The 22,653-nt window shown below is 62.5% G+C and carries 29 protein-coding genes; 8 read left to right on the forward strand and 21 right to left on the reverse strand.

The window, feature by feature from the left end:
• Position 1: 1 nt before the first annotated feature.
• The 13 genes from AS9A_RS12075 to AS9A_RS12135 form a co-directional block, all read right to left on the reverse strand.
• The gene (locus AS9A_RS12075; RefSeq protein WP_013807302.1) at positions 2–790 is read right to left on the reverse strand and encodes an SDR family oxidoreductase; all 789 of its coding nucleotides are present in this window, start codon (positions 788–790) and stop codon (positions 2–4) included.
• A 9-nt stretch (positions 791–799) separates the two neighbouring features.
• Positions 800–1,543: a 3-oxoacyl-ACP reductase family protein gene (locus AS9A_RS12080; protein WP_013807303.1), complete on the reverse strand. Its 744-nt coding sequence runs from the start codon at positions 1,541–1,543 to the stop codon at positions 800–802.
• On the reverse strand, positions 1,540–2,325 hold the full coding sequence (locus tag AS9A_RS12085) for an alpha/beta fold hydrolase (protein WP_013807304.1): 786 nt from the start codon (positions 2,323–2,325) through the stop codon (positions 1,540–1,542). Before AS9A_RS12085 ends, AS9A_RS12080 begins: the two co-directional genes overlap by 4 nt.
• Before the next feature lies 1 nt (position 2,326).
• A complete protein-coding gene (locus tag AS9A_RS12090) occupies positions 2,327–3,289 on the reverse strand; it encodes a VOC family protein (protein ID WP_013807305.1) in 963 nt (320 codons plus the stop codon).
• Between the two features lie 38 nt (positions 3,290–3,327).
• The gene (locus AS9A_RS12095) at positions 3,328–4,302 is read right to left on the reverse strand and encodes a PDR/VanB family oxidoreductase (protein ID WP_013807306.1); all 975 of its coding nucleotides are present in this window, start codon (positions 4,300–4,302) and stop codon (positions 3,328–3,330) included.
• Positions 4,303–4,331: 29 nt separating this feature from the next.
• Positions 4,332–4,856 carry a cupin domain-containing protein gene (locus tag AS9A_RS12100; protein ID WP_013807307.1) on the reverse strand — a complete coding sequence of 175 codons (525 nt, stop codon included), beginning with the start codon at positions 4,854–4,856 and terminating at the stop codon, positions 4,332–4,334.
• 23 nt (positions 4,857–4,879) lie between these two features.
• Positions 4,880–5,218, reverse strand: a complete 339-nt coding sequence (locus AS9A_RS12105; protein WP_013807308.1) for a RidA family protein — start codon at positions 5,216–5,218, stop codon at positions 4,880–4,882.
• 21 nt (positions 5,219–5,239) lie between these two features.
• Positions 5,240–6,766, reverse strand: a complete 1,527-nt coding sequence (locus AS9A_RS12110) for an aldehyde dehydrogenase (protein WP_013807309.1) — start codon at positions 6,764–6,766, stop codon at positions 5,240–5,242.
• Positions 6,767–6,936: 170 nt separating this feature from the next.
• Entirely contained in the window at positions 6,937–7,740 is an 804-nt protein-coding gene (locus AS9A_RS12115) for an ABC transporter ATP-binding protein (protein WP_013807310.1), read from the reverse strand.
• A complete protein-coding gene (locus AS9A_RS12120; protein ID WP_013807311.1) occupies positions 7,733–8,620 on the reverse strand; it encodes an ABC transporter permease in 888 nt (295 codons plus the stop codon). The genes AS9A_RS12115 and AS9A_RS12120 overlap by 8 nt, the downstream gene beginning before the upstream one ends.
• 47 nt (positions 8,621–8,667) lie before the next feature.
• Positions 8,668–9,459, reverse strand: coding sequence for an ABC transporter permease (locus AS9A_RS12125; RefSeq protein WP_013807312.1), 792 nt, complete (start codon positions 9,457–9,459; stop codon positions 8,668–8,670).
• Entirely contained in the window at positions 9,456–10,439 is a 984-nt protein-coding gene (locus AS9A_RS12130; RefSeq protein WP_013807313.1) for an ABC transporter substrate-binding protein, read from the reverse strand. Before AS9A_RS12130 ends, AS9A_RS12125 begins: the two co-directional genes overlap by 4 nt.
• 150 nt (positions 10,440–10,589) lie before the next feature.
• Positions 10,590–11,171 carry a MarR family winged helix-turn-helix transcriptional regulator gene (locus AS9A_RS12135; RefSeq protein ID WP_013807314.1) on the reverse strand — a complete coding sequence of 194 codons (582 nt, stop codon included), beginning with the start codon at positions 11,169–11,171 and terminating at the stop codon, positions 10,590–10,592.
• Positions 11,172–11,392: 221 nt separating this feature from the next.
• Between AS9A_RS12135 and AS9A_RS12140 the strand changes: the two genes are divergently transcribed.
• Genes AS9A_RS12140 through AS9A_RS12155 form a run of 4 tightly spaced genes read left to right on the forward strand, consistent with a single transcriptional unit; the run spans position 11,393 to position 14,593 of the window.
• Complete coding sequence (locus AS9A_RS12140) at positions 11,393–12,610, forward strand: MFS transporter (RefSeq protein ID WP_013807315.1); 1,218 nt, start codon at positions 11,393–11,395, stop codon at positions 12,608–12,610.
• A gap of 33 nt (positions 12,611–12,643) precedes the next feature.
• Entirely contained in the window at positions 12,644–12,952 is a 309-nt protein-coding gene (locus tag AS9A_RS12145) for a hypothetical protein (protein WP_013807316.1), read from the forward strand.
• A 52-nt stretch (positions 12,953–13,004) separates the two neighbouring features.
• Positions 13,005–13,355: a YciI family protein gene (locus AS9A_RS12150; protein WP_013807317.1), complete on the forward strand. Its 351-nt coding sequence runs from the start codon at positions 13,005–13,007 to the stop codon at positions 13,353–13,355.
• Complete coding sequence (locus AS9A_RS12155; protein ID WP_013807318.1) at positions 13,355–14,593, forward strand: RNA polymerase sigma factor; 1,239 nt, start codon at positions 13,355–13,357, stop codon at positions 14,591–14,593. Before AS9A_RS12150 ends, AS9A_RS12155 begins: the two co-directional genes overlap by 1 nt.
• A 53-nt stretch (positions 14,594–14,646) precedes the next feature.
• Here the strand turns inward: AS9A_RS12155 and AS9A_RS12160 are convergent, their stop codons facing one another.
• From AS9A_RS12160 to AS9A_RS12180, 5 genes are read right to left on the reverse strand one after another with little or no spacing between them, the layout of a single operon-like run.
• Positions 14,647–15,183, reverse strand: a complete 537-nt coding sequence (locus AS9A_RS12160; protein WP_013807319.1) for a carboxymuconolactone decarboxylase family protein — start codon at positions 15,181–15,183, stop codon at positions 14,647–14,649.
• Positions 15,180–15,617 (reverse strand): hypothetical protein, encoded by a 438-nt coding sequence (locus tag AS9A_RS12165; RefSeq protein ID WP_013807320.1) that lies wholly within the window; start codon positions 15,615–15,617, stop codon positions 15,180–15,182. Before AS9A_RS12165 ends, AS9A_RS12160 begins: the two co-directional genes overlap by 4 nt.
• Positions 15,614–16,183: a hypothetical protein gene (locus AS9A_RS12170; RefSeq protein ID WP_013807321.1), complete on the reverse strand. Its 570-nt coding sequence runs from the start codon at positions 16,181–16,183 to the stop codon at positions 15,614–15,616. The genes AS9A_RS12165 and AS9A_RS12170 overlap by 4 nt, the downstream gene beginning before the upstream one ends.
• Complete coding sequence (locus tag AS9A_RS12175) at positions 16,173–16,676, reverse strand: RNA polymerase sigma factor (RefSeq protein ID WP_013807322.1); 504 nt, start codon at positions 16,674–16,676, stop codon at positions 16,173–16,175. Before AS9A_RS12175 ends, AS9A_RS12170 begins: the two co-directional genes overlap by 11 nt.
• A 39-nt stretch (positions 16,677–16,715) precedes the next feature.
• Entirely contained in the window at positions 16,716–17,882 is a 1,167-nt protein-coding gene (locus tag AS9A_RS12180) for an alkaline phosphatase family protein (protein ID WP_013807323.1), read from the reverse strand.
• Here AS9A_RS12180 and AS9A_RS12185 point away from each other — a divergent pair.
• The 3 genes from AS9A_RS12185 (at position 17,881) to htpG (ending at position 20,488) form a co-directional block, all read left to right on the forward strand.
• Positions 17,881–18,090: a hypothetical protein gene (locus AS9A_RS12185; RefSeq protein WP_013807324.1), complete on the forward strand. Its 210-nt coding sequence runs from the start codon at positions 17,881–17,883 to the stop codon at positions 18,088–18,090. The genes AS9A_RS12180 and AS9A_RS12185 overlap by 2 nt on opposite strands.
• A 107-nt stretch (positions 18,091–18,197) precedes the next feature.
• Positions 18,198–18,428 (forward strand): hypothetical protein, encoded by a 231-nt coding sequence (locus AS9A_RS12190; protein ID WP_013807325.1) that lies wholly within the window; start codon positions 18,198–18,200, stop codon positions 18,426–18,428.
• A gap of 143 nt (positions 18,429–18,571) precedes the next feature.
• Positions 18,572–20,488 (forward strand): molecular chaperone HtpG, encoded by a 1,917-nt coding sequence (gene htpG, locus AS9A_RS12195; protein ID WP_013807326.1) that lies wholly within the window; start codon positions 18,572–18,574, stop codon positions 20,486–20,488.
• On the opposite strand, the gene uraH is transcribed toward htpG, so the two are convergent.
• Entirely contained in the window at positions 20,489–20,812 is a 324-nt protein-coding gene (gene uraH, locus AS9A_RS12200) for a hydroxyisourate hydrolase (RefSeq protein WP_013807327.1), read from the reverse strand.
• 102 nt (positions 20,813–20,914) lie between these two features.
• Here uraH and AS9A_RS12205 point away from each other — a divergent pair, with 102 nt between their 5' ends.
• Positions 20,915–21,163: a hypothetical protein gene (locus tag AS9A_RS12205; protein WP_013807328.1), complete on the forward strand. Its 249-nt coding sequence runs from the start codon at positions 20,915–20,917 to the stop codon at positions 21,161–21,163.
• A 7-nt stretch (positions 21,164–21,170) separates the two neighbouring features.
• Here the strand turns inward: AS9A_RS12205 and AS9A_RS12210 are convergent, their stop codons facing one another.
• Both AS9A_RS12210 and AS9A_RS12215 read right to left on the reverse strand, forming a co-directional pair.
• Complete coding sequence (locus tag AS9A_RS12210; protein WP_013807329.1) at positions 21,171–21,617, reverse strand: PaaI family thioesterase; 447 nt, start codon at positions 21,615–21,617, stop codon at positions 21,171–21,173.
• 86 nt (positions 21,618–21,703) lie between these two features.
• Positions 21,704–22,552: a hypothetical protein gene (locus AS9A_RS12215; protein ID WP_013807330.1), complete on the reverse strand. Its 849-nt coding sequence runs from the start codon at positions 22,550–22,552 to the stop codon at positions 21,704–21,706.
• Positions 22,553–22,653 lie beyond the last annotated feature (101 nt).

The raw sequence follows: 22,653 nt of genomic DNA on the forward strand, positions 1-22,653 counted from the left end.
TTCAGACGTACCGGGCGACGCCGCCGCCGACGTCGATCGTGGCTGCGGTGGTGTAGCTGCTGCGCGGCGAGAGGAGGGTGACAATATGGAACGCAACTTCATCGGCGTTGCCGAAACGACCAAGCGCGATTCCGCGGTTCGCCGCGATCTCCGCGCTCCACTCGTCGTAGCTGAGAGTGGTGCCTGAGCTTTCGAACCGTCGCCGCCACTGCCCGGTATCGATCAGCCCGAGCAGAACCGAGTTGACTCGCGTGCCGTCTTCCGCGAGGGTTTCGGCCAGCGTGTGCGTCAGATTCAGCAGCGCCGCACGGGCAGCGGACGTTGCCGCAAGCCGACTCTCAGGCTGCCGGGACAGGATCGCGTTCACGTTCACCACCGAGCCAGCGCCAGACTCTGCGAGTGCTTTCCGCGCGGCTCGAACCATGTTCCAGGATCCGAAAATCTTCAGTTCAAATTCATCGCGGAACGCCTGATCGTCAGTATCGTCAAGCGTTGCCATAAGCGACCGCCCTGCATTGCACACCAGCCCGTCGATCGAGCCGAACTCGCCAAGGACCGCGTCGGTGAAGCGTTGCGCGGAATCACGGTCGGTGACATCACAGCTTGCGGTGAATAGCCGGTGGGGCGACGCCCCGGGCAGATCGCTGAGGACGGAGCGCAGTCGCTCACCATCTCGCGCACACGCCGCCACCTGGGCGCCTTCGGCGAGTAACAGCCGCGTCGTCGCCAGTCCTACACCGGAGCTTGCACCCGTCACGATTATCGTCCGGCCGCTGAGGTTGAGGTCCATATGTGCTCCCTAGTTGCCCATCACGAAGCCGCCGTCGACGACGAGTGTCTGGCCGGTGATGAACCCGGCTGATTCGGAAAGCAGGTACTCGACAGCGCCTGCGACGTCCTCCGGGGTCTGCTCGCGGGGAAGGACGTGGTTATCGGAGTAAAGCTGGAAGCGGTCCGCGGGTACTGATTCGGTGGCCTCGACGCGGATCAGACCGGGCGCGACGGCGTTGACACGCACGTTGTGCGGTCCAGCGTCGCGTGCCATGGTCCGGGTCATTGATATCACCGCGCCTTTGGATGCGGTGTAGTGCACGAGGCGGGGAGAACCGTAGAGGGCGGCGTCCGAGGCGACGTTCACGATCGCACCGCGAGCCCGGGCCGCGAGTTGCGGGTACAGGTGTTTCGACACGAGCCAGGTCCCGAAGGTGTTGACACGCAGGACACGCTCGAAGAAATCTTCGTCGAGTTCCCAGAACGCGTCGCCGCCCACACCGTCCGCGAGTGCCGCGTTGTTGACCAGAGCATCCACGCCACCGAGCTCCTCAGTTATCGATGCGAGTTCGCGCACCGATTCCCGATCGGAGATGTCGGTGAGAACACTCGTGACCTGATAGCCCTTCGCGCGCAGCCGCTTCTCCGCGAGTACAGCGTTCTCAGAGTTGCGTTCGGCGATGACGACGTGGTCACCCGCCGCGGCGAGGCGTTCGGCTATTGCATAACCGAGACCGCGGCCCGCACCAGTCACGACTGTCAGTCGGCTCATTTTTCGTTCCTTTCGAGGAATCGCAGCATGTGGGCCGCGACCCGATCCGGACGCTCCTGGCAGGCCGCGTGTCCGGCCCCCAGAATCAGGCCGAACCGCGCACCTGGAATGCTGTCGGCGAGGAGGCGGGATTCACTGACGCCGGTCACGGAATCGCCGTCTCCCACGAGCACGAGCGCTGGGTGCGTGAGGGAGTGCAGGACTGACGCTGTGTTCGTCCGTGCCATCATTTCCGCGGCGGCGCGGTAACCGGACAGCCGGACCCGCGCCATGCCCGCTTCGACTGCTGCCGCGACCTTGTAGTCAGCGTCCGGCGAGACGAGGCGCGGGGCACGGGCTGCGGCGAACGCCCGCGGGCCCTCCGCAGCGAGTTCACTGATGCGAGTGCGCATCGCTTGCGCCCGTTCCGATGTCACAGCGGAGCCCCGTGTACTGTCCGCGATCGTCAGTGTCCGAACGAGCTCGGGATAGCGGTCCGCGAGGCACATCGCGAGGACACCGCCCCACGAGGTGCCGAAGATGTGCGCCGGTGCAGCGTCGTGGAAATGCAGCATCTCTGCGACAGCCTCGACATGGTCGAAGTCTTCGGTGCTCACCGGATCAGCGGAGTGACCGTAGCCGGGCGCGTCCCAGCACAGGGTGCGGTACCCGTTGTCGGCCAGGATCCCTGCGAGGGATTCACACGATTGTGCACTCCCGCCGATTCCGTGCATCAGGAAGACAGGTGGGCCCTCTCCCCTGACGACGACGTTGATGCCACTGGTGGTGACGGAGCTGCTCATTTCAGTTGCCACCGAAGTAGTAGTTGTCGATTCCTGCTGGAACCGCATCGCGGTACCCCGTGTCAGAGACACCGGCCATTGCACTGCGGACCGCTGCGGTGGGTGGACCTGCCGTGCCCCACTGGTCCGACAATTCCGCTGTTCGCTTCCATGTGCGGCACAACCAGCTGTCCTCATCTATCTGGGCGACTTCGGAGGTGTATTCGCACACCAGATTTGCGGGGTCGGTGAAGTACGAGAACGTGTTGTCGCCGGGGCCATGGCGGCCGGGGCCCCATTTGGGGCTGATGCCGTGAGACTTGAGGCTGCCGATCCCGCGCATGAAATGGTCGACGCTTTCCATCTCGTACGCGACGTGGTTGACCGAGGTCCAGTCGGCCTGATTGAACGCGATGGAATGATGGTCGCTGTTGCACCGCAGGAACGCCATTTTGTGTTCTGACCAGTCGGAGATACGCATCCCCAGGACCTCGGTGTAAAAAGCGGTGGCACGGTCAATGTCGGTGGTGTTCAGCACCACGTGCGCTATCTTGCGCGGCACGGCGCGTCGCCCAGCTGGCTCCTGATTTGAGACCGCGAACGTGTCGGCGGAAAGTTCGATCATCCGTCCTTCTGGGTCGATGAGCTGCAGGCCGTATCCTCCGCCCGCGTCGTCAAGCGGACCCGGTGCACGGAGCAGCGGGATGCCGAGCTTCTCGAGCTGGCGAGCGGCGTCGTCCACCTCCCGCGGAGTGGCAAGAGCGAAAGAGATGCCGCCCAGCGCGTTGTTCTCGGCTTGCTCGAGGCGCAGCACGTGATGCTGAGTTCCGGTGCCCCGCAACCAGAACCGGTCTTGGTCAGCCTCTACGGTGGCCAGACCCCATACCTCGTCGTAGAAGTCTTTTGAGGCGGCGGGGTTGGGGACCTTGAGGGAAACCGAGCGGAGCGCGCGCAGCCGGCAGATGGGAGCGCTGGTGTTGTACATCGGGTGCCGGTCCTTTCTTCGGTGGGTTGGTGAGAGATCTAGAGGTCAAGGACCAGTTCTTTGGAGCGGCACCGGGAAACGCAGACGAACATCGTTCCTTCCGCCTCGTGCTCTTCGGGTGACATGAGGAAGTCGCGATGGTCGACGTCGCCGCGGAGGACCCGCACCTCGCATGTCCCGCAGATCCCTTCGGTGCACGAAGACTCAACCTCCACACCGGCACCGGTGAGCGCGTCGAGCACGGATTCGTTCTCCGCCACTGGGACGCGTGTACCGCTCCGCTCGCAGAGGATGTCGAAGCTGGTACTGGATTCATCGTCCGCCGCGGTACGCTCCGGAGCTTTGAAGCGTTCAACCCGCAGCAATGACGCGTTGGTCATCGCGTCGCTCACTGCTTGCAGCAGTGGCTCTGGTCCGCAGCAGTACACCAGAGAGGTGGGATCGAGCGCGTGGAGCATCCCGCGGATGTCGGGATACGCGCCGCCAGCCTCGTCGTCGGCGTGAATGGTGACCTTCTCCGAGCCGAAGGACTTCACTTCGTCGGCGAATGCCATGGTCGAGCGTGCCCGGCCGGTGTAGAGCATGGTCCACTCGGCGCCGCTTTCTTCGAGCCTGCGCGCCATTGCCAAGATCGGCGTGATACCGATCCCACCTGCGATGAGGACGTGGCGGCGCGCTTCTTCTAGGTGGAACGCGTTGCGTGGCCCCTCCACCTCGACTAGTTCACCCACGGAGAGTGTTTCGTGAACATAGCTACTGCCACCACGTGAATCGGGGGTTCGCAGCACCGCAACTGTCCAGACGAACGGATCGTGCGGGCTTGAGCAGAGCGAGTACTCGCGAACAAGTCCGTTGGGCAGGCGGAGGCTGACGTGGGCGCCGGGTTCCCAGGTAGGCAGTGGCCTACCGGAGGGATCGACCAGGGAGAGACTGATCACGCCGTCGGCCTCCCATGTCTTCTGCTTGACGCGCAGAGTGTGCCGTACCGACGCGGACTCAACGGGCTCGTTCATTGCTGATCCTTCGTTCGTCCTGGTGTGCGTCAGCGGGTGACGCCGTGCATTTCTGACGAGGGTGGGTAAGTGGGGAGCTGTGGCTTTGGGGTGCCGATGATGACGCAGAAGAGCGCGTCCGTGTCGCCAACATTTGCGAGACTCCGCGGGACACCGGCAGGCACCCGGATCAGGTCGCGGTAGCCGAGGCGGCGCACCGCCTTCTTGTGGCCATCTTCGACATCGTGCACAGCCACTTCGAGTTCACCTTCGAGGACGAAGAACACCTCTTCAACGTCGTGATGGGTGTGTTCAGGGCCTACCGCACCTACCGGGAGCCGCATGTTGGAGAAGGTGAAATGATCGGCAGGAAGAATCCGGTTGTCGTCCTCATGGTTTCCGGTCGCGCCGGAGCCGATGTAGCGGATCTGGGCCCGCTTGAACCTGTCGCCCCCAGCTTGTGCCTGGAAACCGAGTGCCGCCCAGTCTTCGTCCCGTGTTTCGCGTGACGCGATGCAGGAGTCGATGAGGGTGTCGAGCTCGGTGGTGCTGGTGCGCTGTTCGACGTTCGTCATTGCTGCGATCCTTTTCTGTGGGATTACTTGTAGGCGATTGCTTCGATCTCGACGGTCGCGCCGTACGGGAGGGCGGCGACCTCAACGAACGAGCGCGCGGGGCGCGGCTCTGCGAAGAGTTGTTCGTAGTGGGTGTTCGCTTCGTCGCGCATGGTGACGTCTGTGACGAAGTACGTCGTCTTGATGACGTCTTTCAGGTCCATCCCGATGGTGGCGAGCCGCTCGGTGAGACGGGCAATTGCCGCGTCGAGCGCTTCCGCGCGCCCGGCGACTGCGATTCCGGCGGTGTCGACGGACAGTGCGCCGGAGACGAAGCCGAATCCGGCTTTCGCGAATGCGGGGCTGTAGGGGTGGTCACTCATGATTGTCCTTTTTGTGGTGGGTTAGCGGGACCAGGGAATGGGCTGTCCGGATAAATCCAGGTAGATGCTCTTCTGGCGCATGTACGACCGGATACCGTCGCGGCCCTTCTCGGTTCCCAGCCCGCTTTCTTTCGTGCCGGAGAAGGGCGTCGAGATGCTGAATTGCTTGTAGGTGTTGATCCAGACAGTGCCGGCGTCGATGCGGCGCGCGGTGCGCCAGGCCTTCCGGTAATCGGGCGTCCAGATGCCCGCCGCCAGTCCGAATGCGCTGTCGTTCGCCTGTCGCGCCAGATCTTCTTCGTCCTCGAACGGCAGGACTACTGCGACGGGGCCGAAGACCTCTTCTTGGCAGATCCGCGCGGAGTTGGATACTCCGGCAAGAATTGTCGGACGATAGTAGGCGCCATCCGCCAGGTCGCCGCCGGGTGCATACCCGCCTGCGAGCACCACCGCTCCTTCGCTCCGCGCGTCGTCCACCATGCTTGCAACGTGGTCACGGTGGGAGTGCGTGATCAGTGGCGCGACCTGCGTGCCCGGATCCGTGCCGGGCCCCACGCGCAACTCGTTAGCAGCCGAGACCAGTCGGTTGACGAACTCGTTGTACACGGCGCGTTCGATAAAGACTCGTGACCCGGCGATGCAGCTCTGCCCGCTTGACGAGAAGATGCCGTAGAGCACCCCGGCCAGCGCCTGATCCATGTCCGCGTCGGCGAAGACGATCGTCGGGGACTTGCCGCCCAGTTCGAGCGTGACCGGGATGATCTTGTCGGCAGCGACGTGCCCGAGCGTGCGCCCTGTCGAGGTGCCACCGGTGAAGGTGATCTTCCCGACTTTGGGGTGCCGCGCGAGCGCATCACCGACGGTGCGGCCCGGCCCGGGCAGGACTGAGAACAGTCCTCGTGGGAGTCCGGCTTCGTCACAAAGCCTAGCGAGGTACAGCGAGATCCATGGGGCCCAGACTGGCGGTTTCGAGACAACGGCGTTCCCCGCCGCGAGGGCGGGAGCTACCTTCTGGGCTTCGCTGGCGATGGGCGAGTTCCAGGGCGTGATGGCGCCGATGACGCCGATTGGTTCGTGGATCGACATCGAGAGGTAGTTTCCGCGTGCGGGGGTGATTTCGTCCTCCATCGTTTCCAGTGCAGCCGCGATGTAGCGGAACGTGGCAGCTGCACTGGAGGCCAGAGCACGGGTTTCGGTGAGTGTCTTTCCGGTATTCCGGGTCTGCAGCGCCGAAATCTCGGTCGCGTGAGCGTCGATTGCGTTGCCGATGCGGTACAGAACGGCCGCGCGTTCGTGCGGCAACTGGTCGGCCCACTGGCTCTGTGCCGCTGCGGCGAGGCCGCCCTCGACGGCGGCGCCGACATCTCCCGGGGTGGCGCTATGCAGCGTGGCGAACACGTCACCCGTTGCGGGATCGACTGATTCGATGACAGCTCCGCTTCCCCGGCGCCATTGGCCGGCGACATAGATCTCGTCGCGCGTGCTGGGTGCACGGAGCTGTGTGGACACAGCCGCGGTGCCAACTGGTGCTGCGCTGCTGAGTGTCATGTGAGGCCTTCCCTGGGTTGGACGTGTTCGCTACGTCACATATTTAGTTTAGCGCTAAGATGTTTAGTGTCAAGACACTTTGTGACATCTTTCGGCTGTGCTTACGTTGTGAGCGCTAGATGCTCAGACTGATGGTGCACGTGGAGCTGTCAACGCGACGGTTTGTGTGGTCATGCGGAAACAGACGCTCCGCGCAGCATCCTCGTTACGTGCCCACGGATCTCGACGAAACGCGGATCAGTCTTGGTGACGACATGATCGCGCGGCCGGGCCAGATCCACCTCGATCGTTTCCGCGACCACACTCGGTGGTTTCGAAAGCACGATGATGTGATCCGCGAGGTACACACTTTCGTCAATGTCATGCGTGACCACAAGAACCGTAATGTTCTTCTCCGCCTGGATCTTGAGCAGCAGATCTTCTAGTTCCGCGCGAGTTTGTGCATCGACCGACGCGTAGGGCTCATCCATGAGCAGCAACTTCGGGTGGCACGCCAGCGCGCGCGCAATAGCAACTCGTTGCTGCATCCCGCCGGACATCTGCCACGGGTACAGCTTTTCCTTCCCGTTGAGCCCGACCGCGTCTATTGCTTCCTGCACCCTGGCAGCACGTTCCTCACGTGGCACTCGTTTAAGCGGGAACGCGATATTCGAATCGACTCGCATCCAGGGGAACAGCGACCGCGAGTAGTCCTGAAAGACCATGGCGAGCCCGTCGGGCACACCGTCGACGACGACGCCGTTGAAACTGACGCTCCCATCGGAGGGTGAGTCAAGGCCACTGATGATTCGCAGCAGCGTCGATTTCCCGCAGCCGGAGGGCCCCACGATGACGCTGACCTTGCCCGCCGGTACATACGCTGTGATATCTCGGACAGCGAGGGTGTCACCGTACGCTTTCGAGACTCCGTCGAGGTCGAGCTCGGCTGGGCTGTCGGCATCGCCGCGGTCCCGGAGGTGCTGTGCTTCAGTCATGTTGATCAGTGGCTCCTCTGTGCCAGGCCAGAGCCCGGCGTTCGATGATGGTGAAGACGAAGTTGAAAGTCACCCCGACGAGGGCGAGGACAATGAGGACCGCCCAGAAGCCCGTGTAGTCGAAGTCGCGCTGAGTGGAGAGCAGCAAGTATCCGAGTCCGTTCTCCGACCGCTGCAGCTCAGAAATGATCATGACGATGAGTGAGAGCGCCAGCGCGGTCCGGATACCGGCGAAGATCTTGGGTGAAGCGCCCGGGAGCAGGATGCGGAACAACACGTCACGCGAGCGGATCTTGAACACTGCCGCGGCTTGAGCACGGTTCGCGCCAATTGATTCCACACCGTGAATCGTGTTGAACAGAATTGGCCACACGACACTGAATGCGATGAGGAAGATTTTCGGGCTGTCCCCCGTGCCGAACAGGAAGAAGAACACCCCGAGGAGTGCGGGGCTCGGCAACGAACGACCGAGGTGAATCAGCGGCTGAAAGAGTGCCGCAAGCACGGGAACGACGCCCAGCGCTACCCCGAGGGACACGCCAACAAGTATGGCGAGAGCAAGGCCGGCAAGTGCGCGGGTGATACTTGGCAGGAAATGCTCCTGCGCGACTGGGCCGAGGAAAAAGTCCCTCGGGTTTGCACTCAGGTAGTCCTGGAAGACTCGGGCAAACGCAGCAGCGGGATCCGCGATGAAGAGTCCGTTGATCGGTGTTCTCGACATCGCCCACCACGCAGCGAGGAGGAGGAGGGGCACGATGAGGCGCAATCCGATGCGGCCCGCGCGCGACACCCACACGTTGCGAGCTGGGGGCACGGCATGGCGGTGAACCGAAACGCCTTGCTTCTGTGCGGGCGCTGCCGCGGCGCTCCTGGAGTTCATCGCTTTCACCTGCCCTTCAATTGTTGAATTAGCCGAGGGGGCGATACTCACTGGGCAAGTCCCTTCTTCCAGCGGAACAGGGTGGAGTCAATAACGACGAAGAGCAGGCTGACCAGCACGCCGATCACACCAGCGATGAGGGTTGCCGCGTAAATCGGATCCATGTCGGTGGACACCGATCCGTGCAGAAGAATGAATCCGCCGATACCGTCGCCGCTGCCGATCAGCAGTTCCGCGCTGACCGCGACGATCAGGCCGATCGATGCGGCCACCCGCATGCCAGTGAAGGCGAAGGGAAGCGCGCTTGGAAGCTTGATGCGCGCAAACACCCCGAGGGCGGACTCACCGAAGGTGCGTGCTGTCTGCACCGCGACAAGGTCGGTTCCGCGCACGCCATACATAGTGTTGAGCAGGATCGGCCACATGCAGGCGATTGCGACTGTGAGGGAGAGCGGAAGCATGCCAGCACCGAGGACGAGCACGAGGATCGGCCCGATAGCGATGGAGGGCAGCGGACGGAAGAATTCGACGGGGAGTTCGAATGCGATGAATACCTTGCGGAACGCACCCATCAGCCCACCGAGGACAACTCCGGCAATCGCGGCGATGAGGAGACCGAGCGCCCATTGACGCATGGTGAACCACACTTCGGTCATGAAAGCTGAATTCCCGAGCAAGGCAATAGATTCAGATAGAACCGCACTCGGAATGGGCAGCCCCGGCTTATCGATCACCGGGCTGCGTAGCAGACCCTCGGCGAGGGCGCTTATCCCGATGGTTCCTGCAACGCCGTACGCGATCTGCTGTTTGATACTGAGAGGTTCTCGGATAAGTTTCATGATTGAACTTCCGCGGGTAGGAAGACGAACTCGTGTGCGTCGAATTCGTCGAGAAGGCCCTGTCCAACAAGCGTGTCACCGAGGGACTGCAGGCGCTCGAGATCAAGTGTTTCTTCGAAGATCGGGAGTGCCATATGTTCGGCGACGTCGGGCGCCACGCCTGCTACTCCAGGGAGCCAGGCGCGAAACTCATCGATGTTCTCGCTGATGTCAATGCCGGCGGCGTACATAGCGCGCACAAAGGCTGCAGTGGTGTCGGGGTTCTGCGCGAGGAACGGCTTACTCGCGATGAAATTCGAGACGGGAAGTCCGATGTTCGGGCCCTCCGCTAACGCGACAACTTCGCGCAGTCCCGCCTCCCGCGCGGCCGACGCGAACGGTTCCGGCAGATAGCCCGCATCGATCGAGTTTGCCTGAACGCCGCGGATGACCTCGTTGAACGGCACCTCAACCCAGTTCGGCTGTGCAGCCTCCCCCACCGAGTCGGCGAGGTTTCGGAATGCGACATCACCAATACTGTTGGTGGTGTTGATACTGACGGTTCTGCCGTCAAGGTCGCTCATTTCGCGGATGGGCGAATCTGGGTTCACGAAAATTCCTAGCCCGCCGGGCCCGAGACTGCTCGTGACGACCACTGTCTGGATCGGCGCACCGCGTGAGGCGGCGATAGATGACGAGATGACGTTCGAGAAGCTGAAGTCCACTTCCCGGGTAATCACCTTCTGCACACCGATCGGGCCACCCTGCAGCGGCTCGAGCTCGACAGTTAGGCCTTCGGCTTCGAAAAAGCCATGGTCGCGAGCCCAGTACACTGCCGCGTAGTCCGCGAGCGGAAGCACACCCACCGTTAATTCAGTCTTTTCCAGTTCGCCGTCCGGGTCCTGTGGCGCACCGGCGATCGCCCCGCATCCAGTGAGAGTCAGCGCTGCACTGAGGACGGAAGCTAGGGTCGCCATGGCCGCCAGTCGGAATCGGCTCATATTTGTCTCCTCGCAAAAGCTTGCGTCGTGTGATGTGAGTGCCGCCTCAGGGCTGTGAGGTAGACCACTCCCTTTCAGTTGTATCTCTTAGCGCTAAGATAGTCAACGGAAACGCAAGGTTTTGGTGTCGCGGGAACTTTGTCTTTACAACTACAGCGCGGCGGTTTCGCCGTCCTCTGACGGTGGCTCGACACTGCGCAGCGCCCGCTCCAGATCCCTCAAAAGCTCTGCGAGAATCGCCTGCTTCTCGGGCGGCAACCCATCTAGCATGTGCGCCTCGTTCCGGAAATGCGCGTCAGCAACGTCGTCGACGAGTTGGCGCCCCTTGTCCGTCAGACTTACGTACACCACACGCGCGTCCTCAGCGTCACGTTCACGCGACACGAGCCCCGCCGTGTCGAGCCGATTGACGCGCAGAGCGACACCACCAGTTGTGACTAGGCACTGCTTCGCCAGCTGCCCCGCCGTCAACCGGTGCTCAGGGCCGGAACGGCGCAACGTCGCCAGCACGTCGAAACCGGCCTCGTTCGTGCCATACCGTTCGAACAACTCATGAGTCTGCGTGCGGTACAACAGGAAAGCACGGTGCAAGCGCCCAAAAATCGCCATCGCTGATACGTCGAGTTCCGGCCGAGCTCTGGCCCACTGTCGGATGATCAGGTCGACCGCGTCCGGGCCGTCTTCGTCACGCGCAGTTGCCGCGCTGTTCCACGTGACCTTCGCCTGCGTCATCGCACCGTCCCGCCTTCCGATACATCCGTCACGCTCATTATGGTCCGCCAGAACTGCTTCACACACGGCAGTGCCGATAGGGTCGCGCCGCGATATACTTCCGATTATGCGTCACCGACATTGATCCTCACGCCGAGGCCGTTGTGCGGTCAGGACTCGTGCCCCTCCAGGAGGGGGCCGGCATCACGTAGTCCTCACCCCGTACAACCCAGAAGGCCTCAATGTTCACCTTGCCGACCCGTGTCGCGCGTACCCCTGCCCGCAGGGTGTCCCGACCGCTTTACGCGTACGCCACTCTTGAAGAGTTCGTACTTCTGTACCCCTTTTACGCTGTGCTGTTCGCCGACACAGGTTTGTCGGTCGCACAGATAACGTCGTTGTTCGTCATTTGGTCTGCGACGGCGATAGTGCTGGAGGTTCCCTCCGGCGCTTTGGCTGACATAGTTTCGCGGCGGCTACTGCTGGCGTGTGCACCGATCTTCGCCGCTACCGCTTTCGCGCTTTGGCTGATCTTCCCCTCGTACTGGTCGTTCGCATTCGGCTTTGTGCTGTGGGGCGCAGGCGGCACACTGTCTTCGGGCGCGCTCGAAGCGCTCGTATACACCGAACTCGACACCCGCGGCGCTGCTCAGCAGTACGCGCGGATCATGGGTGTCGCACGATCATGCGGCGTCGTTGCTGTGGGCGTTTCGACTGTCATCGCTGTACCAGTCATGGCCCTCGGCGGCTACGCTGCCATCGGCGCCGCCAGTGTCCTGGTTTGCCTCATGTGCGCGGCATCAGCCCTGCTTTTGCCCGAAACGCGTACCGCCGCAACGAGCGATATCGAGACGGAACCCGCGTATTTCCGCACGCTGAGTGAAGGCCTGCGCGAGATCCGCCAAAGTCGGCCAGTGCTGGCGGCCGTTGCTCTTGCCGCAGTGGTACCTGCCCTGTGGGAATCGCTGGAAGAGTACGTCCCTCTTCTTGCCGTCGAAGATGGCGTGCGCGTGGAGTTGGTGCCGTGGGTTGTCCTTGTCATCTGGATCGGTGTCGCGGCCGGGGGACTCTGCGCTGGCGCAGGCGCGCGCCTCCACAATCGCAGCCTTGCGGTGCTCGTTGCGGCCGGAGCTGGGCTGATGGCGCTTGGCGCGCTCGCAGGCTCGCCATTCGGCTGGATCGCGCTCGGCGCGGCATTCGGTGTTTTCCAGATGACGAGTGTGGTGGCTGATGCCCGCCTGCAGCATCGAATCACCGGACCGAGCCGGGCGACAGTGACTTCAGTCGCGGGCCTCGGAACCGGGTTACTTACCGTGGCGGCGTTTCTCGCCTACGCGGGACTGTTCTCCTTCTCAGGACACGCGTGGGTATTCGTACTTTTCGCACTTCCTTATCTGTTTATCGCCGTCGCGATGGCGGCCCCCAGAGCGGGTTACCGTGGCACCGCTCGTCATCCATGAGGACGCGTAGCATTTCGGAAAAGGAGGTGCCCGATGGATGCTTCTGCTGCTAGCTCTGGTCCACCGGTTGGCGTCAGATATGTGATGGTGGCCCGGCTGTCCCGAGACGGAATCGAAAGCTTCGTGCGCTACGAGGAGATCGTGCTGCCACTGCTCACTGAGCACGGCGGGCACCTCGAACAACGCCTCCGCAGTCCTGACGGACTTAGGGAAGTTCATGTGCTCTGGTTCCCGTCCCCGGAGGCGTTTGAGGAGTATCGCAGCGACTACCGCCGCACCGCGCATAAACACCTCCTCGACGATTCAGGCGCGACAACGGAGGTCTTCGAGGTGTCGATCTAATCGCGTGCCGATCGTATAGAGAGTGAGGACCATACAGGCAAGGGAGCACACCATGAACAACTACCTTCTCAGCGTCATTCAGCCCGTCGGGGATCCACCCCCGCCCGACACCCTCGAACCCATCATGCGCAACATCGAATCATTCCACGAGGAGCTGAAAGCCGCCGGCGCATGGGTTTTCGCAGGCGGGCTATTTCCGCCCGACACGGCGACAGTCGTGCGGCAGAACGGCGACGGCGCGCTCGTCACCGACGGTCCGTACACAGAGTCGAAGGAATGCCTCGGTGGCCTGGTCATCGTCAGAGCTCCAGACCTCGACGCCGCGCTCGAATGGGGCCGCAAGGCAGCCCGTGCGACGACTCTGCCCATCGAGGTCCGGCCGTTCCAGGGCACATCCGAATAATGTCCATCCCACCCAGCCCCACAACGATCGATCGTATCTTCCGTGAAGAATATGGCCGAGCTGTTTCGGTGCTGATCGGGGCATTCGGCGACATCGACGTTGCGGAAGAAGCTGTGCAAGATGCTTTCGCAGCGGCGGTAAGCCGCTGGCCGCAGTCCGGGCTTCCCCCCAGCCCAGCCGGCTGGATTATCACCACTGCGAAGAACCGGGCAGTCGACCGGTTCCGGAAGGACGCATCCCGTCAGCAGCGCCACGAGGCAGCACTGCTCTTGCGGCAGGCGGAAGCGACCGAGGAGGAAAGTGTGGTGCTCGACGACCGGCTCCGCCTCATCTTCACCTGCTGCCATCCTGCGCTAGCACGTGCGGCGCAGGTAGCACTGACCTTACGGCTCCTCGGCGGCCTGACGACCGAGGAGATCGCGAGAGCGTTCCTGGTACCTGAGCCAACGATGGCACAACGAATCGTCCGCGCAAAACGGAAGATCCGTGACGCCGCAATCCCCTACCGTGTTCCGACGGAAGCCGACCTGCCAGTTCGGCTTTCCGCGGTACTCGCAGTCGTCTATCTCATTTTCAATGAGGGGTACAAGGCTAGTACGGGCGCCACGCTCGTCCGGGAAGATCTGTGTGCCGAGGCAATTCGTCTTGGCCGGGTCATCACCGAACTCATGCCCGACGAACCGGAGGCGCAAGGACTTCTTGCTCTCATGTTGCTTATAGCTTCCCGGAACAAGGCCCGGTGCAGCGCCGAGGGCGCTCTGGTCCTCCTTGATGATCAGGACCGGGCACTCTGGGACCGGGAGCTCATCGATGAAGGTCAGCAGCTAGTCCAAGCGTGTTTGCGGCGTAATCGGCCGGGGCCGTATCAGATTCAGGCAGCGATCAATGCAGTCCACACGGACGCATACGCTGCGGCTGATACCGATTGGGCCCAGATCCTCGCGCTATACGACCAATTGACGACCGTAGCCCCGAGCCCGGTTGTCGCGCTCAATCGCGCCGTCGCAGTCGCACAGGTCGAGGGCGCGCAAGAAGCCCTCGACGCCGTCGACAAGACGCACCTGACCAACTACTACGCCTTTTATGCTGTGCGCGCAGACCTCCTCAGCAAACTCGGACGCCGCGCGGAGGCGGCAACTGCCTACACGACCGCGATCGAACTCACCGAAAACCATGCTGAGCGTGCGTTTCTCGCGAGTCAGCGCGATCGTACCGATGGCGGCCCGCTCCCCCGTTGACGATCCAGTAGCGAAACCCGCGGATACCGCGGCAAACTCTTCCGTATCGTCAACTACCGGTCGGGCAGCGCGCACGCAGCCCCATCGGACATGCCGGTGGCCCGCACACCGAGGCCCTGGTTGAGGCGGGCGCGCTGATTCTCCCATGCGATGGTGGCCGCGAGCTCGGCAAGTTGTGCGCGCGACAGGTGCTGCAGCAGACGCTTGCGGAGTTCCTCCTGGTCGACCACCGGTGTTGCCGTCAGCACCTCCGCGTACTCGATGACGAGCTTCTCGAGCTCGGTGTAGGCGGGGCTCGATTTGTAGCGAGTGAGCTCCGTGATCTGCTGTTCCGTCAAACCCGACTTCAGCGCTAGCGCAGAACCGATATCGAGGCAAAACTCGCATGTCACGAGTGTCGCCACCTTCAACTCAGCAAGTTCCTTTAACGCCGGGTCAACCCGATTGCTCAACAGCAGGCTCGTCTCATACAGTCCGGTCGCTGCCAGTACCTGCGGGCGCCGGATCATCCACCGCGCCAAATCAGATTGGTTGCGCCGCGCGAGCCGCAACACCGCCAGATAGTTCCAGATTCTGCGCAAAGCCCTCATGTATCGCGTCCTTTCAGTGACGCCGCGACAACCGCCAGCGGCAGCAGCGCAGCAGTGCTCAGGATAATGACGTTGATCGTGTTGGCTGTCGCGTTCAGGCCCGGAGCTGGGTTGGCGGCGTGATACAGGACGTGCGGCACTGCAAAAGCTGCAAAACCGAGCCCGCCAACAAGGACAACGCGGCGTTCGCCCCACAGCGCAGCAACCCCAGCCACCACACCGACCGCGAGGAACCCCGCACCGGCGTCGGTCGCCAGATGGGCGTTGAAGGGCGGCTCGGCGGCAACTAAAAGCGGGCCGAGCCCCGGAAACGTGTCGTACCAGTGACGGGGATTGATGACTGCCCACAATCCAGTGACCAGTTGTGGCACTGCTAGAACCGCGAGCACAATTCGCGTCCACATCGGTGCTCGCAAGCGAACTGTCGTGGTCATGACTTCTCTTCGTGCCGTCCAGCCTTCGTGTAACGGTGATTTCTGATCCAGATCACAAAAAGCGCGATGGCAAGTGCGCCTTCGGTGAGGTGCAGCGCCGCGCCGTAGGGGAAGACCGCGAGTTCCCGGACCCCGTGCGTCGCAAGCAGGACACCCAGCGGTGTGCCCGCAGCTACGGAAACCGGCGCCCAGCGCCGCCGAATCGCACCTGCACCGACGGCAGCACCGGCAGCGACAAAGGCGAGTCCGGCTTCGAACGCGGCGTGCCGGCTGAACGGCTCACGCAGATTCGATGCGATCCATTCACCGGCGAAGAAGCCACTGAGCCCGTGGAGAATGAACAGCGCCGCAAGTGAAGCGGCGACGATCTGAAAGCTGCGCCAGCGGTGACGCGCTTGTTGCGCGGCTATCCGTGCGACGCGGCGCTCGAGCGCCGCTGGCGGGTTTGTTCGTATCGAAGCGGCAAGCCACAGCACGCGCGGGTCAGTACCCGTTGGGGGATGCCCCTGCAGTGTTTCGGTGATTTCCTTGTCCAGTGCGTTCGCGGCGAAAAGTTCATCGTTCATCGGTTATCACCTCCCGGAGTTTTCCGATGGCGCGGTAGACGAGCATCCGGGCTGCTGCCGCTGAGATTCCGAGGTGGGCGCCGATCTCCTCTGACGTGAGCTCGGTGCCGAATCGCAGCGCCACAGCCTCCCTCTCCCGTTCGGTGAGGATCCACAGAACACGGCGCAGGTCATCAGCGCTGTCGCGCCGCACCACCTCGCCCTCGGGTCCTTCCGCGCTGGCGCCATGCTGCCCAAATCCGTCGGAAGGTACCTCGCGAACCCGTCTGCGCCACCAGTCCGCGACAGCATGCCGGGCGATGCCTGTCAGCCAGGCTCCAACTGCGCCGCGCTGGGGGTCGAAATCTCCCCACGATCGGATGGCCGCTGCGAACACCTCGCTTGTCACGTCCTCGGCGTCAGAGTCTGAGGGCACCCGGGTACGGACGTAGCGCCAGATCGGCGTTACGTGTTCCCGGTACACGCCAGCGAATGACGTGGAATTGTGCCCCATCGCTATCCCTTCGGTGGAAACGCCGTCCCCGTAACGACCTCATGCCCGAATCTGGATGAGGGGCACCAGTTGTTCCCTGGGAGTCCATGACCCGTGGTGCCCTCGTAGTGCGGTTTCCATCGGTTCTGCAACGGAACGAACGAAGGTCCAGTTGTCGCGTGCCGCGACGATCACGTCGCCAAGGCGCTGGCGGAACGGCTCGCTCATCGTCGGCCCGAACCAGCCCGCGGAGATCGCTTCCTCACGCGACACAATCCATGCCCGTTCCCCTGCAACCGCGCGCCAGGTGTCGAGAACATCCCCTGCGGATCCGGCGACTGTGTGGAGGTGGCGAACGCGTGGCTCGCCACCGATCTCGACTAACTGAGCCGCCAGGTCAGGCTCCGTATCGATATCGATGCGATCGTCGCCAGTATCGATCATGCCGTGATCCGCGACAATCGTGAGGAGGGTGTCCGTACCCAGCTCTTCGGCGATACGGGCGACAGTGGCGTCGACCTCGCGAAGTTGCGCGCGCCACTCCGGCGAGCCCGGGCCAAAGATATGTCCTGCCAGGTCAATCCCGCCGTAGTATCCATACGTCAGCGAACGGCCAGGTGTGTTCGTCGCGGTTTTGATGCCGTCAGCAAGCTGGGTGAGACTGTCCGCAGCGAGATCGTGGCCCGCTCCCCGCAGTACCGCACGGCTCAGGCCTGAACCATGATGGTCGGAGGGCACAATCCTGTACACCGCGACGCCGTGCGCCGCGACTCGCTCGAAAACAGTTGGGCGGGGCTGCACAGTTTCGGGGACGATGACATCACGCAGATCTGGGTGTCCCTTGGTGGCGTGCGCACACCACCGCAACGTATTGAGGACGGGAGCGTCGCTCGTCCCCGCACGGAACGTGTAGCCGATGATTCCGTGCTCACCAGCGTGGAGGCCAGTACCAAGCGCCGTCACGCTGGTCGACGTGGTGGCAGGGAAGCCCGCACTGAGATTCCGATGGCGGGACGCAAGCCTGGACAGAACAGGCGCGTCATCAGCGTGCTGAGAAAGAAGTTCGGCACCGAGCCCGTCAAGGAGCAGGACACCAGCAGATCGAGCGGGTTCCAACCCAAGTTCATTCGCGAAGTCCGGCACGCCCAGCGCCGCTGCCAGCGAGGGCGATACAAGTCGCAGCGACCTAGCTTCGAGAACCGGGATTTCAGAACTCCGGTCGATCATGGTTGCCTCCTCGGTTCACGGGACTGCCCCGGGACTCACTCTGCCAGGCGCAGAGCGCAATGCCGCCACGGACCTCGACTTCACATTCGGCACCGGTGCCACCGTGGAAGGTCTCGCCCAGGACATCCTGCTCGTCATCTGCGGCAGGAAACTGCCCGCAGGCCGGTTGCGGGGTGAACCGGCTGACCGGTTCACCGCGACCTCCTAGCTGGCGTCGCGGTTCGGGGCTCAAATAGCCCACAGACCCTGCCGTTCGCGCCCTCCTTCGTGTCATGCTTGATCACGTGGATCTCGAATGATTCCGAGGAGGCAGAAATGGCCCGTTCGCGTAAAAAATCACACGCAATGTGCGGAGCCGCGCTGGCCCTAGGCCTCGCGCTCGCGGCGCCAGCGGCCGCGGTCGCTGAGACACCGGAGCGACCCGGCGTCCAGCCAGCGCACACCGTGCTCTTCCCCTATTGCGAAGAGGCGCAGTTCCCCTTCTTCGGGCCAGTGATCATCTGTCACACCTGGTTCGGAGACCTCACCTTCTCGCGCCCCTGGTAGCTCCCTGACGATCCGAGCAGAGCAACCGTGTGAATCGGCCGCTCTGCCGAACTCCCTTGCCCTCCCGGTGGTGGTCGGCCTACCCCGAATCCGAGTACTATTTCGTCGGCTGTCACGCCAGTACGAAACGGGAGGAATAGTCAGTGAGCACTCAGGTCGAGGAACGCACATTCCAGGCGGAGGCACGTCAGCTCCTTGAGCTGATGATTCATTCGGTGTACTCCAATAAGGACACGTTTCTGCGTGAACTGATCTCCAACGCCTCGGATGCGCTCGACAAAGCGCGGATCGAGGCGTTTCGCGACAAGGATCTGCAGATCGACACGAGCGACCTGCACATCGAGATCGCGCCGGATCCGGATAAACGCACGCTCACGGTGCGGGACAACGGTATCGGCATGTCACGCGACGAGGTTGTCGAACTTATTGGAACGCTAGCGAAATCGGGCACGGGCGAGTTGCGCCGCGCGCTCGCCGAAGCGAAGGATGCTGAAGCCCCAGCTGACCTTATCGGCCAGTTCGGCATCGGTTTTTACTCGACATTCATGGTTGCCGACAACGTCACCATGGTGACGCGACGTGCTGGGGAGGACACCGCCACGCGGTGGGAATCCCAGGGCACGGGCACCTACACGATCGAAACCATCGACACCGCTCCGCAGGGCACAGAAATCACGCTGCACCTCAAGCCCGAAGACTCCGATCATCATCTCTTCGACTATACGAAGGAATGGAAGATCAGGGAGATCGTCAAGCGGTACTCCGATTTCATCTCCTGGCCGATCAGGATGGACATCGAACGCACCACCGATGACGAAACCACGATTGAAACCGTCACGCTGAACTCGATGAAGGCGCTGTGGGCACGCCCCAAGGACGAAGTCAGCGCTGACGAGTACAACGAGTTCTACAAGCACGTCAGCCACGCCTGGGATGAGCCACTCGAGACCATCGCGATGAGGGCCGAGGGCACGTTCGAGTATCAGGCACTGCTCTTCATCCCGTCGCAGGCGCCCTTCGATCTCTTCACCCGGGAACACGCTCGCGGCGTGCAGCTCTACGTCAAACGCGTGTTCATCATGGACAACTGCGAAGAGTTGATGCCCCAGTATCTGCGCTTCGTCAAGGGCGTTGTCGACGCTCAGGATCTGTCACTCAACGTTTCGCGGGAAATTCTGCAGCAGGACCGCCAGATCAAACGGATCCAGAAGCGGCTCGTCAAGAAGGTTCTTGGCGCAATCAAGGACCTTGACGCGGACAAGTACCGCACGTTCTGGTCGCAGTTCGGCCGCGTTCTGAAGGAGGGCCTGCTCTCCGACACGGAAAACCGGGAGACGCTGCTCGAAATCGCATCGTTCGCGTCGACACGAACCACCAGCGAGGAGTCATCTGAGGAACAAGTTACGACACTCAAGGCATACGTGGAGCGCATGGGCGAGAAGCAGGATGCGATCTACTACATGACTGGCGAGACGCGCGAACTCATTGAGAACTCACCCCATATGGAGGCCTTCCGGGCGAAGGGCGTCGAGGTGCTCGTTCTCACCGATCCCGTCGACGAGATGTGGGTGGACGCGGTCGGCGAGTATGACGGCAAGCCTCTGAAGTCGATCGCCAAGGGCGACGTCGACCTCGAGGACGAACCGAGCGAGGAGGACAAATCCAAGCAGGAAGAACGGGACAAGGAGTTCGCTGACGTTCTCGATTGGCTCAAGACAACGCTTGGCGATGACATCAAGGACGCGCGGCTCTCCTCGCGGCTCACTACCTCGCCCGCGTGCCTGGTTGGTGACACGTTCGACATGACGCCGACGCTGGAGAAGCTGTATCGCGCGTCAGGTCAGCCGCTTCCGAAGGTGAAGCGCATCCTTGAACTGAATCCAGCGCATCCACTCGTGACGAGTCTCCGTGACGCGCATGGTGAGCGTGCTGACGACCCGGCTCTTTCCCAGACCGCCGAACTGCTTTACGGGATGGCTGTGCTGTCGGAAGGCGGCGAACTGCGGGATCCTGCGCGTTTCACTCGTTTGCTTGCCGAACGGCTAACGCAGCATCTCTGATCAGGTTCCCCGGTACGTCGTATACGAGAACGGCGAAATCAGGAGTGGCACATGGTAGTGGCGGTGTTCGGTCAATGAGATCGACACCACCACTTCCGGGTGGAAAGCCTGCACGCCTCGCGCCGCAAAGTACGCCCCGGTGCCGAAGACCAGACGCAGCACGCCGGTGGGGAGGTCATCTCCAGCGACGTCGCTGACGCGCCCGTCACCATCGGTGACGACTGAGGCGATCTCGGCGCCGTCCTGCGCCTGCAGGACCACGGTGAGCCCGGTGGCGGGCAGGCCCTTGACAGTATCGAGAACATGGGTGCTGATTGTGGCCACTGTGCGCACCTTTCGCCGTGTACGGGTGTCAGCCGGTTACGCGATGCTGCTCGCTCACTTGCACTGCCCGCAGCGGAAATCCGAGACGTAAGCTAGGTAACTATGACACAGCGACCAAAGCTCATGCGCGTCGCGGCGGCGGGCATGCTCTCAGCCGCAGCGATTGTGGGTGCTCCCGCTATCGCCGGCGCAGACACACCTGGCGTGCAGCCCGCGCATGCGGTGCCGGTCCCCTATTGCGAAGTCCTCCCGATGATCCTCATCTATCCACCACCTCCGACCACGGTGCTTTGCCACACGCCGTGGGGGGACTTCACCTTCATGCTCCCGCCGGGGTTCCCGTTGGGGTGAGTTGCCGTTACCGGTAGATAAGGCACGTGGTCGTCCCGTGCGCGACAAGACGGCCCTGGCCGTCGTGAACCTGTCCCTCGGCCGTCGCGGTTGTGCGGCCGACGTGGATCGTAGTGCCGGTGGCAGTGAGCTCAATACCTGACGTGGGAACAGTACGAATATAGTTGACCTTGAGCTCGAGGGTGCCGTAGCCGACGCCAGCCTCGAGCGTCGAATGCACGGCAGTCCCCATTACCGAGTCCAGGAGTGTGGCGCAGATCCCGCCGTGGACGGTACCGAGAGGGTTGGCGTAGTCCGGCCGTGTAGTCACCTTGAACTGCACCTTCCCGAACTCGATCACTCCGGGTTCCATGCCGATCAGCCGGCCAATATTGGGCGGTTGATCTGGCATCGTGACCATCGCCCGCAACAGCTCCAGTCCACTCATCTTCGCGATGTCGGGATACGCGGTCATGCGCCCTCCTCTATGTATGTTGATATACATAATTGGACCACGTGGGTGACTCCTGCGCCAGGGTGATGTGCCCCACTGACACGGCTCTAAGTGCTCGCCTGGTCGCGATCTGGGCTCCGAGGCACTGGGACGGCGCCTCGTCGAACGTCGTGGATGTACGCAAGAATCATTGCCAGCATCGTGGCCACCGCGAGGAGTTCGATAGTTTCCTCGACCAGCGAATCCACGATGAAGTAGTCGGTCACACCTTGGCTCACGTTGGGCAGTGGCGGAAGACCGCCACCGAATATCAGCTCGTTTACGGCATTGCCGGCTTTGGCGTACCAGACTCCGGCTAGGTGCGAAGTGAGAGCAGCCAGCTGGGAACCCGCGTAGAGGCAGTAGGTAAGCACGAGATACCAGCGCGCTGTCGGTGCGCGCCACACGTACTTCCCATAGCGCAGCAACGCATAGACGGGAAAGAACGCCAGAACCGCGTAGACCGGAGCGGCCCCCACCACATGTGGATGCATTCCGAGTATTTCGCCGCCGAACATCGCGCCGAGGTATTCAGCGAGGGCAAGCCGGACATTCCCAGCCTCTTCGATGAGAATCAGCGCAAGGCCGATACTCAGGACGAAAAAGAACGACGCGCCACCCGCGTACCTCCCCCCAGCTAGGCGTCCAGCGATATAGCCCGCCGCAACCACCGCCAGGGCGTTCAGTATCCACTGGACAACTTCGACAATTCCCTCATTGAAGAGCGACAACCAGAGCGGTACATCACCACTGATATCGATGAGGCCCGCGACGTCGATAAGCGAAACAGCGAGCCACGCCAGCCCCAAAGCGGCGACAGTGAGCGCCAGGATCGATCGTGGCTGGACACGCAGTAATCCAGGCCATGCTGTCTGTGCGTCTTGCGGTCCGGACTCCTCAAGCTCGACAAGCGACATAGGGTCGAACGTACATGGTGCGTTTACCTTGTGCCTGCTGGGAATTGGACGGGCCTTTACTCGGCGGCCGTCTCGCCGCCACTCGTCAACCTTAGTTGACG

This window comes from Hoyosella subflava DQS3-9A1 (assembly GCF_000214175.1).
GTDB lineage: Bacteria > Actinomycetota > Actinomycetes > Mycobacteriales > Mycobacteriaceae > Hoyosella > Hoyosella subflava.